Source organism: Agaribacter flavus (genome assembly GCF_042646125.1).
Classification (GTDB): Bacteria; Pseudomonadota; Gammaproteobacteria; order Enterobacterales; family Alteromonadaceae; genus Glaciecola; species Glaciecola flavus.
Genome location: NZ_JBHRSW010000014.1, coordinates 218993 through 232815 on the forward strand (window position 1 = coordinate 218993; position 13823 = coordinate 232815).

Sequence of the window (13823 nt, forward strand, 5' to 3'; positions counted from 1 at the left end):
ACAGAATTAAATTACTGCACTAATAATTACAATTATAATGTTTAGTACACTAATAATAATAACAAAGATCATAGAAAGATATAAGAGGCAATCTTTCAATGCCTAGGTAGATTCGAAGGAATCAATAAGAGAAACAGTCGCCTTTGAGCAAAACTGCTAGTGAAGAAAATAAAGGTTTGAATAGAAAAGGACGTAAAGAATACGTCGGTATCACGTAATCAGTAAAATATGTTGAAGAATCCTATCTATGGGCTTTTGTAACTGTGCTATTTGGGGGCTGATTCTAGCTCACCAATATTTAATACTGGCGCAGCTTCTATATCAGAGGCGTCCATCATGTCTGCAATTTTCTCTACTGCTGCCATCAATTGCAGTTGCTCCCAATCTTTGAGTGCAGAAAAGCGTTCAACAAACTGTTCTTCAATGGCCTGAGGTGCGTTGCTTAAAGCGGTTTTGCCGTCTTCGGTCAAATGCAAAGCAACGCGCCTTTTATCAATATCACTGCGCTTTCTCTCGACAAATAATTTAATTTCTAACCTATCAAGAATATTTGTCACTGTAGCCTGACTTAAGTTTATCCGCGAAGCCACTTCCCTTGCAGTAATCCCGTCACGTTGCAATATTTCTTGGAGTACCATTAATTGAGGCCCAGTTATGCCTGCTTCTTTTCCCAATTTTCTGGATCGAATATCTATCGCTCGAATGATTTTTCGGATAGAGACAAAAAGTTGTTCATGGTTTTGCATTAGGCATACTTTTCCAAAAAAGATTTTTCCAACTAAGTATTGTACTAATAATATTAAATAAATGTAATTATGCCAACTACTATGAAAATTTTAATAGTGTTATAAATATAAATCGAACGATTGCTTGGTAGTGAATTTAATACATGGAGGGATTCCTTCGCTTTTTTCGGTTCGGACATTGAATGTGCTTCCGTAACCTCCCAAATAATACTGTTGGGGTTTATCTCACGCTCTCAACACGATCAATCAATAGTTGCGAAATTCTGTGACTGTGACAAATATTTGCCGGTAGATTTATGCTCACCTTTAAATTAGGGTTTTCTTCAGAAAACCGGCGCAGATAAAGCAATTGTGTAATATCAATTGACCCGCCGCCCCTCATCTATTGCGGCTAGTTTGCCATTTTCGAATTTCAATATTTTAATTAATTTACCCTTACCGAAATAATACGTGTAAATTTCAGTTTTGACGATAGCCTTATCGTCTAACGTGTGCTCAACTAGGTCGATATCTATCGGTTCGCCACATACAATTTTAACTTCGGCTTTTGTATCACCCAGTTTGACCAATTGCTTGCCACAGCGAAGTGTTGAGGTACCCGATATTGCCGAAAATGCACTTATTATTAGCGCTAATGTAACCGCTATTTTTATCAAACCTCGCTCCTTTGGTAATTTTGTGAAAATGTAGATGAACGCTTATTTAAAAACTCCATCAAGCGTTACGCGTAACCAACAGTATAACCAATATATTTGTCGTTCTTTACGTTCTTGAACCCTATGTTCTCCGAATTCCTTGCTGGGTATAGCGGACTATAAATCCGCCTGATGGTGAAGAACTAAACTTGAGCAAGGCATGATCCAATTCTGCAATATACTGGCAATATGCTAAGCCCATACCTAAGCTTGGATATTCATCAAGATGATTAGTTCGCTTAAAAGGTTTAGTTAATACTGGAAACTGGTTTTCTGGCACACCAATACCATTGTCTTCAAAGCGGATATCAAGCAATGAATCATTGTAATCACAACATATAGTTAAGCGAATAGTATGAGACAAATCTTCTGGCTGAAAATATAAGGCATTTTCAATTAAACAGGAAAATAAGGTTTGCCAATGATCTTCACTGCCTTCTATTTCAGGCCAATCACCTTGTACGTTTATTTCAACTTGTCTGTTTTTTGCTAGAGTATGAGCTTGATGAAAATCAAGTAAGCGCTCGAGTAATAATTTTAAATCCAATTTTTTACTGTCATGTACTGATACACTCAAACGCGAAAAAACGCTCAAGGCCTTGAGCATGTCTTGCAGGCGTCCCCCACTCTCATTGATGATTGATAGCCAACGTGTTTGTTTTTCAGCTGCGGTGTAAGCACTATCAGCGTCTGCTAACATACGAGAAAACTGAACAATGTGCCTAACAGGTGCGCCAACGTCGTGGCAGATGCCGCTAATTAGTGATTTTACAAATTCTGGACTAACATGTTTTTCTGAGTGCTCACTCAATGTATTCTCCATCGGTTTTTTGTTAATCAATGTGGCGCTCTACAATTTAGCGTATAAACTATTAGAACCAACACAAAAAATAAACAAAGATAAATAGCTTCTATTAAAGCTAGCTTTTTTCAAATACTCAAGTGCAGCAAGACGCAATCAGACCGACTAGGTAAAAAATTACATGTCAGACAAAGCAGAAATCCAAGCTCTACCCCTTGATATCATTATGAACACGGTCCTTGACGGCTTGATTACCATCGATAGCCAAGGGCAGATTCATAGTTTCAATAATGCTGCGCAGCGCATTTTTCAATACTCCGAAGATGAGGTCGTGGGCAAAAACGTAAAAATGTTGATGCCTGATCCATATCACAGTGAACACGATCAATATTTACACAATTATTTAAGCACTAAAGAAAAGAAAATAATCGGTATCGGCAGAGAGGTAAAAGCCAAACGCAAAGATGGGTCGATCTTTCCTATCGAGCTGGGTGTCAATCAAATGGATGTAAACGGCCAAGTCATGTTTATTGGCACAATCAAGGATATATCTGATAGAAAACGAGCTGAACAAGAAATACAAAACGAGAAAAAGCAACTGCTAGCGATCTTCAATACCGTACTTGATGGGCTGATAACCATTGATCAGTATGGACATATTCAAAGCTTTAACCCAGCCGCTGAAAAAATATTCGGTTATGCTGCACAAGAAGTCATGGGTCAAAATGTAAGGATACTGATGCCTAACCCTTTTCATGACGAACACGATACGTATTTGGAAAATTATCGGCGTACAGGTGATAAAAAAATCATTGGTATTGGGCGAGAAGTCGAAGCGAAACGTAAAGACGGTAGTGTATTTCCAATTGAGTTAGGTGTTGCTGCAATGGACAATGAAGGTTTGCCTTTGTTTGTGGGCACAATCAGAGATATCACGCAGCGTGTGGAATCCGAAAAGGCCATTAATTCATACATTGAGGCACTCACTCGCAGTAATCAAGAGCTCGATGATTTTGCGTACATCGCTTCTCATGATCTAAAGGAGCCGTTACGGGGGTTAAGCAATAACGCCTTATTTTTACAAGAAGACTATGAAGAACTATTAGGCGAAGACGGCAAACGACGCGTTAACCGTATGAAATATTTGTGTGGCAGGCTGGAGCGTTTGGTTGATGACCTACTCTATTTTTCAAGGCTTGGACGCCAAGACCTTGCTATTCAAGAATGTGATGTAAACACGATTATCCATGATATTACTACAATGATGGAGAACAGTCTCAGTTTGGACAATGCAAAAATCCTTATACCATCGAAATTACCTCGTGTGGTTTGTGATGTACCCCGGATCACCGAAGTATTTCGCAACTTAATCACTAATGCGTTAAAGTACAACGATAAAGCAGAAAAACTGATTGAGATTGGTTGCATAAATCCGCAAGCAGCGTCAAATGAAGAGGAGCCTTTGACATTTTATGTAAAGGACAACGGTATCGGCATTGACGAGGTGTTTTTTGATGACGTTTTTCGCATATTTAAACGCCTAAATGACGAGGACGATAGCGTCAAAGGCACGGGAGTTGGACTCACCTTCGTCAAAAAAATTATACAGCGTCATGGCGGAAAGATCTGGATAGAATCTCAAAAGCATCACGGCGCTACTTTTTTCTTTACACTAAAACACAATGGGTGAATACATGAATAGTATGTCGCACTTACTGTTGGTAGAAGACAATCAAGACGATTACGAGGCAGTGGTAAGAAGTTTAAAAAAGAACCATTTTATGAACCCCGTCAAATGGTGTAAAAATGGTCAGGACGCATTAGATTACATATACAAAAATAACGCATATAACGATAATACCGATGCAAGCTTACCTGATTTGATACTGCTCGACTTGAATATGCCAGGTATCGATGGTCGTCATGTATTACAACAACTAAAAAGTGACAAAAATACTCGCTCGATTCCGGTTGTAGTACTCACCACATCAAACGACGCAAAAGATATCGAAAAATGCTATGACCTTGGCGCGAGTACTTATATTCAAAAGCCGGTTGACTTTGAAGGTTTAACCCAAGCAATCAGAACCATGAAAGACTACTGGTTTGGCGTGGCTATTTTACCCAGAAAAGACTTATGATAATCAACCATATATTCAATACTCACCCAGCCTAATTTAGTATTTCGGACGCGACGCTTTATGCCCACATACGATATTTTGATGATCGACGACAATGTTGACGATGTTGATTTGTGTCAGCGTAAGTTGCTCACTGAGCAAAGCCAAAGTAAATCTGCCAATGACACCTTCAATATTACGCATGTCAGTAGTGGTAAACAGGGCATGGAAAACTTGGCACAAGCCAAGCCATATTGCGTATTATTGGACTACTCGTTGCCTGGCAAAGATGGCTTTACGTTATTGCGGGAGATCCGGCAAATTTACCCACTTGTCCCTATTATTGTGCTAACAGGTCAAGGCAACGAAAAACTAGCGGTAGAGATACTAAAAGGTGGCGCGCAAGATTACCTAGTAAAATCTGAGATTAATAACATTGATTTGGCGGCAAGTATTCATCATGCTGTTGCGTCTGTTGAGCAACCAAATAACCTACTCACTAAGGATGAAAAAGATATTCGGCTATTGATTGTTGATGACAATATTGACGATCGAGAGTTAGTGATCCGCTCAGTAAAAAAAATAAAACACAAACAATATCATTGTTTTGAGTTGGACTCAGGCAGTCAAATAATAGAAACCATTCGTACACTTGAGCCAGCATGCATATTGCTCGACTATTCTCTTCCGGGCGAAAATGGTTTGGTTGTACTCAAAAAGCTACATGAGCAATACCCGCAAATTCCCGTTATTCTATTTAGTGGTCAAGGCAATGAAGTCATAGCTGCAGAAGCCATTAAGGCAGGTGCCTTCAATTATCTGGTAAAACGAGAAATCAACTCTGAAAGCTTAGACACCGCCATAAGCCAAGGCATAGAAAAGAAGCACTTAGAGTCTTTGGTAAAAGAAAAGACCTTGGAGATTCGTCGCTATCAATACGAAGCGCTCACCAAAAAACAACGTTATGACAGAGTCGTTCAAGCTACAGGTATCATCGTTTGGGAATACGACTTGATAGACGAACACCTATATGTGGACAAACAAATACAAGCGCTATTGGGCGATTCTTTAGATGAACGGACTAGTGGATTAGATAAGTTATGGCAGCGTGTCCACCCTGAAGATCAAAATAAGGTCGCGTCGCATTGGCAACACTACATTGACGCTAAGAGCAATGAACTAGATTTGGTTTATCGCTTGCGTCGCCTTGATGGCTCTTGGTGTTGGATACATGAGAGTGGCAAAACTGCAACACGCACGGAGGATGGTAAGCCAAAAACAATTACAGGGGTTTATCAAGATGTAAGCGAAAAAATGCGTGAAGAAGACATGCTAAATTGCTTATACAAAGCCACGGTAAACAATGACTTAAGCCTGAACGACAAAGTGGCGGATATATTGAAAAAAGGGCTGGATTACTTTGGCTTGCAAGTGGCGAGTATTAGTATCCTGAATCAAGGTGAATGCGCCATTTCACATTATCAGTCAAACATATCTGTTGACCTAAATGAAGTCTTATCGCTTTCAACATACTTTAGTTCCAAGGCATTCAATGCACATGAAGTCTACGTTGATAATCATATTGAATTTAACTCATCAATTGATGAAAACAGTGACATCTGCAAAAGAACAAAGGTGTACCTAGGAACAACAATTTACCTAAATCAACAAGCCTATGGCACACTAAATTTTTATGGTTTTAACGGAACAAAAAATGAAGTATCGGTGCGGAACAAAACAGTGCTTAGCTTATTGGCACAATGGATTTCTAGCGAATTTTCACGCGCCGAAAATATCAAGCGTATCGAAGAGTCAAAGCAGTTTTTGCAACTTATGCAAGAAGCCATTCCCGACATGTTCTTTGTTAAAGATGAGCAATTTAGAATAGTGCGCGCTAACGATGCTTTTTTACGTGTATATCCCGAATCTGTGAGAGATTCCGTCATCGGCACCACCACTTTAGAGGCTTATGACGAAGAAGAAGCCGCTGAGTTTTTGGCTCACGACAAGCAGGCACTGCGCGAAGGATATTCGGAAACTGAAGAAGCCATATTATTTCCGGATGGTAAAAAACGTATTCTACATACTAAAAAAACGCGCTTTCAAAATAGTGCGGGCGATCCGTTTATCTTGGGTATTAGCCGAGATGTTACGGCTATCCGACGCACTGAGGCAGACCACAAAGAGTTACACGATGCCTTAGAAAACACCGTCGAAGGCGTGTCTCGTATAGATACACAGGGTCGTTATACTTTTGTTAATGAAGCTTATGCCAGTGCATGTGGATATAAACCAGAAGAGTTAGTTGGCAAAAATTGGTCAATAACAGTTGATGAATCCGAACATGCCATGATGGCAACAGCCTACGAAGAAATGCTAAAAGATGGCAAAGTAACGAGAGAAACAAAAGGAATTCGCAAAGATGGCAGTCGCTTTTATAAAGCGGTCACGATGATCAGCTGCTTTGATGACGCCGGTATTTTTATTGGTCACCACTGCTTTATGAACGATATTTCAGAACGTAAGTTGGCACAAGAAGAATTGATACGTTCAAACGCTGAATTAGAGCGTTTTGCTTATGTGGCATCGCACGACTTGCAAGAGCCTTTACGCATGGTCATCAACTTTACGAAGTTACTCGAAAAATACTATGGTGACAAACTCGATGATCGCGCATTTAAATATATCGAATACGCCACCAATGGCGCCGTACGAATGCAACAGTTGGTGAAAGATCTGCTCGAATATGCACGATTGGGCAACCAAGCCGAAACATTTAGTGCAATTGACTTGAACAAAATGGCTGAATCAGTCATGGAAAATTTATCCACCAGTATTGAAGCTGCAGGGGCAAGTGTGGAATGGGATAACTTACCTATAGTAAACGCTGATCCATCGAGTATATGTTCCGTGTTTCAAAACTTGGTTGGCAATGCCATAAAATACCGAAAATCAGAGGTAAATCCGATTATAAAAGTGAAAGTAAAATCTGAAGCCGAGCAATGGGTATTTGCGGTCATTGACAATGGCATCGGTATGAAACAGCAATATTGTGAAAAGATTTTTGAACCTTTTAAGCGTTTACATCGAAAAGAAGAATATTCTGGTACGGGTATGGGATTAGCCATTTGCCGTAAAACCATTGAACAGATGGATGGTAAAATTTGGGCTATCTCTGAGCTTGAAAAAGGTAGCCGCTTTTATTTTAGTTTGCCAAAATCACCTAATGTGTAGTATTACTATCATGCCTATTTAAACAAGTTGAGAACTATGTCAGCAATTAGACCAATAGAAATACTCTTAGTAGAAGATAACCCCGGTGATGTAATGCTGACTGAGGAAGCATTTTCTGCTGCAAAAATTTCGAATACGCTAAACGTGGTGAGAGATGGAGAAGAGGCCTTAGCCTACTTAAATAAGGAAGCAGGTTTTGAAGATGTTGTGTTGCCTGATCTGATTTTGTTGGATTTAAATTTACCCAAAATAGATGGGCGCGAAGTACTCGACAAAATAAAAACAAGTGAAAAACTTAAGCGCATTCCAGTCGTAGTATTAACCAGTTCAGAAGCCGAGCAAGATGTAGTAAAAACCTACGACCTCCATGCCAATAGTTACGTCGTTAAGCCGCTCGACCTCGATCAGTTTATCAATGTTGTTAGTGTAGTCGAAAACTTTTGGTTTTCGGTGGTTACCTTACCCAACACACAATCGTAGTCGTTTGGCGTAAGCATTTAAAAAAGTTTTTCGATGTCTGTAGGTTCTGAGGGTTTTGCCAATAGATACCCCTGTGCTCTGTCTATATTCAATTTTGCGCAGGTCTGCAATTGCGCTTCTGTTTCAACGCCCTCCGCGACAACAGTAAAATCCATACTAGCCAGCATTAGCGACAACCCTTTTAACAAACCATACTGCTTTCCTTCATTTGCATCAGCCAACTGTAAACTCTTGTCGAGTTTTACGATATGAATAGGAAAGTGCAACAAATGCGAAACAGAGGAATACCCCATACCAAAATCATCCAAGGCTATCCTAAAACCGAGGTCACTTAGAGCTTTCAAGGACTGTGATATTTTTTCATTGTCTTTAATTAAGGCTGTTTCGGTGATTTCTAGTATAACGTCACGATTAGAGATCTTGGCTAAGTCAGCGACCTTTACAATGTAGCTAACGAGTTCTGGATCACTTAATTGAACGGGTGAGATATTTATCGATATGCTCAGTTCTTTTTTATGCTCTCGTTTCCAATGTGCGACCTGCTCAATCGCTGTTTTTATAATCCAACGCCCTAAGTCAAGAATTAAACGTGATTCTTCGGCAATGGGTATAAACTCGTCAGGCGTGTAAGCCCCATGAGCAGCGGGCCATCTAATTAAGGCTTCAAAACCTATTATAGCTCTCGTTTCAGTACTAAATATTGCTTGGTACACCAAACGAAAGCTAGCGTGTTCCATAATGTTACGCATGGCATTTTGAATATCGAAACGGCGATTGAACTCCTCTTGGTAGTGCAACTCGTAAAAACAAACTTGATTTTTGCCCTTTTGCTTGGCTCGGTACATCGCAATATCTGCGCATTTAAGTAAACCTTGCGACTCGTTTGCATCCGCAGGGCAAAGTGCAGCACCGATGCTGATGCCGCATCTTACTTCTCGTCCTTCGACCATAAATGGAGCGTTGAAGGCTTTCTTAATGCGGTTGGCAACGATGGTAATCACACTGATCGACGATATGTTGCTCAAGGTGATCGCAAACTCGTCACCACCTATCCGGGCAAAGCCCTCATTATTTCGCAAACACATCGAAACGCGGCGCACCGCTTCTTTTAAGACCTGATCGCCTGCGCTATGGCCTAAGGTATCATTGATATCTTTAAAATCATCTAAATCTAAAGCAAGCAGCGCCACACTTGCGCCTGTGCGCTGATTGTTGGCAATCACGACTTTTATACTTTCTTCAAAATGATAGCGGTTAGATAAGCCGGTTAATGGATCCTTTTCTGCCAACTCCTTCACTTGCAAATAACTTTGGTGCATTCTTTGTTCTATTTCAAAGCGTTTTTGCGCGTGAAGTAGCGCCTTTTCTAGCTTGCCTCGAGTGATATCTTCTTTAGAAATAAAATCTTGCGCCCCTGCTTCAATGCATTCCAAGGCGAGACTATCGTCATCTTCACCACTCGTCATCACGATGGCAGTGCCGCCCAAGCGAGGTTTTGAACGGATTTCAATAACAAGTTCAATACCATCTGCGCCTGGCATTCGGTAATCCAAAACAATAACATCAAAGCGCTGTTGCTCGATTAAGGCCAAGGCTGACTCTACCGAGGTGGCTTCCGAGATATCGTACCCGCCCTTACCTGCTTCATCTAATGAAATACGAAGCATCTCTCTGTCAATACTGTCATCGTCTACTACGAGTATTTGCATGCATGCCCTTAAATTTGCTTGATTATTGTAGCGCAAGGTAAACTTGATTATGTGCAAAATGTAAACTTAAGTCTAGGTAATCATTTGTGCGCTACAACATTTTCTCCCAAGTAAATGTAAATCTTGCGCCCCGCTCATCGTCAATCGGTGACTGCAAATGAATATCACCCTTATGATGTTCAATGAGCTTCTTGATGATTGACAGCCCCATGCCCGAACCCTCAACTTTATCTTTGGGTTGCAGGGTTTCAAAGGGCTTAAAGATCCTTTCCTGAAAGCGTGCTGGCACACCAGGTCCATCGTCAACAACAGAAATTTCATAATGTGACTGGCTCTCTGAGAGAGTTATTTCAATCGCACCTTGGTCGCAATCGTGATGCTTAATAGCATTGTCTATGAGATTTCGGATGACTGTTGTAAACGCGATTTGGTTGATTCTTATTTTTGCCACTTGAGTATCTATCGTAAATTCAAAGCTTGTCGGCACGTTAAGTAAATCAATACACTCGTCTACTAAAGCTTTAAACTCTACTTCGACAATATTGGTTTCGGGGCGTTCTGCGCGTACATACTCAGACAAAGACGCAACGAGTTGATCGATGCGTTTAACTCGGGTTTTTACCCTCGCATTGTGTCGCTTTGCACTCGCTATTTCATTGTTGTCTAAATCTTCTTCAATCATGTGCGCGAGCACTTCAATTCCTCTCAGAGGCGTGCGTAAGTCATGAGAAGACACGCGAATAAACATATTCAAGTTTTTATTGAGCTGAGTCAATTGGCTGTTTGCATTGAGTAGTTCGTCTTCTCGATGACGCAATTGTTCTGCATTTTGTTGAAAAATCAGTAAGGCTTGCTTTATCTCTTGGAGTTCTGTTGAATCATGCGAAAATTGTAGTGTTTTCACTTCATCCCTACTTAATTTCACTATGTCTTGCGCCATATCTTGTAATGGCTGAATAATACGACGAGGAATAACCACGCGATTGATATACGCAACAAAAAGCAGCGTCACGACGGTTATCATGATAACAATAGCGAAATACAAATGTGTAAAGGAGAGTAAAGAACTGAGAGCAACACTATCCTGCTCCGCACGAGCAGACAATATAGGCGTCAACTCTGCAGAAACTTCATTGATTGTGCGTTCTATGCTTTCAGCTCCGGCGACCACCTTTATATTAGTCTCACTTTGCTTAATAATACGCTCAAAATAGTTGCCGTTTGACAGCGCTAAGCTATACACATCGCGTATAGCCAAATGCAAAGTATCGGGTGTATCAATATCGATGTTACTCAAACTAAACGTTATATTACGAAAAATGGTGTTAAATTCCTCTTGTACTTGTTCAAGTACTAGAGGCTTATCTTCATTGTTAGTGTTGAGTACGATTGTTGATAACAATTCTAAGTCAGAAATAATGTCATTGATAAAGCCCATTCTCGTTAGGTTTTGTTTGAGCTCGTTTTCTTTATTCGTTTTAAATAAAACAAGTTCAACATCGACAGCTAGTAAACGCATTTCTTGAATAGCAATGCTAAGTGCGTCCAATAATCTTGTATTTAGCGGGACTAGTTTTACTGTCTGCTGCAAACTAGCTGTTTTAAGATTGATATAGTCATCAATAGATTGCTTTAAATTAGCGACTAAGGTCGATATGCTGTTTTGCTGTTCATCAGGCGTGTCGATATCGGAAAAATTTTCGTCGATTTGCTGCAATGACTGGTTTATTTGTTGTTTGAGTATATCTAACTTATCGATTTCGGTGACGCTACTGATGCGTGGTATTAAGGTTGAAAGTAAAACCGTGTTTGCGCCAATCGACGCCACTCTGTTTACTGATGGGACGGTATATTCTACCGTTTTTTCCACCGATAAATACAGGCGAGAGAAGATAAAACCGCTAAGCAGTGTGACGCCTAAAATCACGCCACTTAAACTTAAAAATACGCGATTAAAAAATTGAAAAAAGCTTTTTTGCTTAGGCTTTTTATTCATGAAATTTAGGCGTCAGGTAGCACAATAGCGTGAAAATATTGATCCAGCATACGCACTGATTTTAAGAAATTTTCGCCTAGATTCGACTTAACCATGTAACCCGCAACGTTTAGATTGTATGCCTCATACATGTCTTGTTCATCTTCCGAGGTAGTCATAAAAAATACAACGGTGTCTTTTAGCTCAGGATCTTGACGAATTTCACTTAAGCATTCTATGCCATTCATACGCGGCATATTGATGTCCATCACTAGCAAATAAGGTTTGCTTATTTGTATGTCGGGATGTTGTCCCCTGAGCACAGATAAGGCCTCTTCCCCATCCGTAACATTGTAGAAGGGATTGAGAATATGTTCTTTCTTCAAAGTTCGTTTAAATACTTCAACATCCAGCTCATCATCTTCCACCATCAAAATAGTTACAAGATTTTCTGGCACAACTTTATCAATCATACTTGAGTGCTTCCTTAAACGGTTTTGGATATTGTAGACGCAGGAAAGACCATTGAATAGCTTGTTTTTCTACCCCCATTTTTTCATGGATGTTTTTCCAGCTATTTGCTGCGGCCTCCAGCGCTTTTCGAGGCGATATTTTTTGGTTTACTGCCGCATTCAAATATCGCCTTAGCTCACCCATATATAGTTGTTGCCCATTCATGTAAAAATCAGGGATGCAATTTTTCATGCTATTTTCGTGCGCTTCTAGAAATTCTTGTGTGTATATGCGCTGAATATTGTTATCTTGATAATGCTCTTTTCTAAAGGGATCGAAAAAGCCTTTTTGCTGCGCAACCGCAGTAGTAGAAGGCATTGGCGACACGGCAAACAAGGTAAATAAATAGGCGAGAACAGGGTCTTTTACCATCGGAGAAAGTGTGTAATTCCATCCCCAATTAAAATAACCAGCATCGATAAATTGGCCATTTACTGTGCCACCGGGCAAAGCGTCATAACGCAAATTGCCAACTAGGGGAGATTGATTTTCGACGAGATACTTTTGCGTGCCTCCCCAGCCAATATTGGCGTATATATTGCCCTTTGCAAAAGTTCGCCAATTATCTACCAAGCCATCTTTGCGTGCATTAGGATGCATATAAGCCACACTACGAATAATGTCTTCCAGCACCGCTATGCCATGTTCATTGTCAATATTGGGTGAGAGGTCATCATTTAGGGGTAACTGCCCTTTTGCGTGAAAACGTGACCAAAACTCCCATACCAAATAATTTGGACTTTTAAATAAAGCGCCACCAAAAATGTTATTTTGTGGATCATGGAAAAACGCTAAGTGTTGATCCAATTCTTCCCATGTTTTTGGTAATCGATAGGTATAACCAAATGCATCAGCAAAATCATTACGCTTAGGTAGCGTAGTGAGTAATTGATTATAAAACATCATATATACGTCGCCATCCGTCTGGTAACCGTAAAACCGACCTTTATATAAATCACCTAATTGGTAGTAGCGGTTGCTATCAAACCCTTGTGGCTCTATTTGCTTTCGCAACTGCGACACATCGGCTATTGCGCCAGATTCAGCAAGCTCTGGAATACCAAATGTTGCTGGCAAAGCTACATCCCATGAAATGTGTTTGAGTCGTTTATCCAGTAGTATTCGAGTGTTGATATCGTCTACAGGCACGGTTTCTAGTGTTACCTTAAGTCCCACTGCCTCGGAAAACCAATCTGCAATTGGCTTAACATTAAATTGACTCCCCTCGGGAAGTAGTAAATGAAGATTACTGCTTTTTTTGTATTGTTTGGCAAGTTCGATTATGTCAAGATGAAGGTTTTCGTTTGAAGTATCAAGCTTGAGTTCAGAAGATGTCAGTAGCTTACTAAGGGCAAAGCTAGGCAAGGCAGAAAAAGGCAGGGCATAACTTGCGGCTATACTACCAAATAGCTGGATAAATTGGCGTCTATTAGGTGTCACTCGACACACTCTTTTCGGCTTGGTATAGCATGTTGTCTCGTTAAGGTACTTTGTGTTTGCACATACAATTATCGTAGAGCCGCAGTGTTCACATGGCTATAACCATAGC

11 protein-coding genes are annotated in these 13823 nt (G+C 40.3%); 4 read left to right on the forward strand and 7 right to left on the reverse strand.

What is annotated here, in order from left to right; all coding sequences use genetic code 11:
* Positions 1-266: 266 nt before the first annotated feature.
* The 3 genes from ACFOHL_RS08735 to ACFOHL_RS08745 all read right to left on the reverse strand — a co-directional run bounded on the left by ACFOHL_RS08735 (position 267) and on the right by ACFOHL_RS08745 (position 2282).
* Positions 267-746: a MarR family winged helix-turn-helix transcriptional regulator gene (locus ACFOHL_RS08735; protein WP_376919841.1), complete on the reverse strand. Its 480-nt coding sequence runs from the start codon at positions 744-746 to the stop codon at positions 267-269.
* A 359-nt stretch (positions 747-1105) separates the two neighbouring features.
* On the reverse strand, positions 1106-1402 hold the full coding sequence (locus ACFOHL_RS08740; RefSeq protein WP_376919842.1) for a DUF2845 domain-containing protein: 297 nt from the start codon (positions 1400-1402) through the stop codon (positions 1106-1108).
* Positions 1403-1523: 121 nt separating this feature from the next.
* Positions 1524-2282 carry a sensor histidine kinase gene (locus tag ACFOHL_RS08745; protein WP_376919843.1) on the reverse strand — a complete coding sequence of 253 codons (759 nt, stop codon included), beginning with the start codon at positions 2280-2282 and terminating at the stop codon, positions 1524-1526.
* A gap of 142 nt (positions 2283-2424) precedes the next feature.
* Here ACFOHL_RS08745 and ACFOHL_RS08750 point away from each other — a divergent pair, with 142 nt between their 5' ends.
* The 4 genes from ACFOHL_RS08750 to ACFOHL_RS08765 are packed head-to-tail and all read left to right on the forward strand — an operon-like array spanning position 2425 to position 8077.
* On the forward strand, positions 2425-3933 hold the full coding sequence (locus ACFOHL_RS08750; protein ID WP_376919844.1) for a PAS domain S-box protein: 1509 nt from the start codon (positions 2425-2427) through the stop codon (positions 3931-3933).
* 4 nt (positions 3934-3937) lie between these two features.
* Positions 3938-4384, forward strand: a complete 447-nt coding sequence (locus ACFOHL_RS08755) for a response regulator (protein ID WP_376919845.1) — start codon at positions 3938-3940, stop codon at positions 4382-4384.
* 60 nt (positions 4385-4444) lie between these two features.
* Complete coding sequence (locus tag ACFOHL_RS08760) at positions 4445-7597, forward strand: response regulator (protein ID WP_376919846.1); 3153 nt, start codon at positions 4445-4447, stop codon at positions 7595-7597.
* A 36-nt stretch (positions 7598-7633) separates the two neighbouring features.
* Complete coding sequence (locus ACFOHL_RS08765; RefSeq protein WP_376919847.1) at positions 7634-8077, forward strand: response regulator; 444 nt, start codon at positions 7634-7636, stop codon at positions 8075-8077.
* A 17-nt stretch (positions 8078-8094) separates the two neighbouring features.
* On the opposite strand, the gene ACFOHL_RS08770 is transcribed toward ACFOHL_RS08765, so the two are convergent.
* The 4 genes from ACFOHL_RS08770 to ACFOHL_RS08785 all read right to left on the reverse strand — a co-directional run bounded on the left by ACFOHL_RS08770 (position 8095) and on the right by ACFOHL_RS08785 (position 13714).
* Entirely contained in the window at positions 8095-9786 is a 1692-nt protein-coding gene (locus tag ACFOHL_RS08770; RefSeq protein ID WP_376919848.1) for a putative bifunctional diguanylate cyclase/phosphodiesterase, read from the reverse strand.
* Between the two features lie 91 nt (positions 9787-9877).
* The gene (locus tag ACFOHL_RS08775; protein ID WP_376919849.1) at positions 9878-11782 is read right to left on the reverse strand and encodes a sensor histidine kinase; all 1905 of its coding nucleotides are present in this window, start codon (positions 11780-11782) and stop codon (positions 9878-9880) included.
* Positions 11783-11787: 5 nt separating this feature from the next.
* Positions 11788-12234 (reverse strand): response regulator, encoded by a 447-nt coding sequence (locus ACFOHL_RS08780; protein WP_376919850.1) that lies wholly within the window; start codon positions 12232-12234, stop codon positions 11788-11790.
* Positions 12227-13714 carry an extracellular solute-binding protein gene (locus ACFOHL_RS08785; RefSeq protein WP_376919851.1) on the reverse strand — a complete coding sequence of 496 codons (1488 nt, stop codon included), beginning with the start codon at positions 13712-13714 and terminating at the stop codon, positions 12227-12229. The genes ACFOHL_RS08780 and ACFOHL_RS08785 overlap by 8 nt, the downstream gene beginning before the upstream one ends.
* Positions 13715-13823 lie beyond the last annotated feature (109 nt).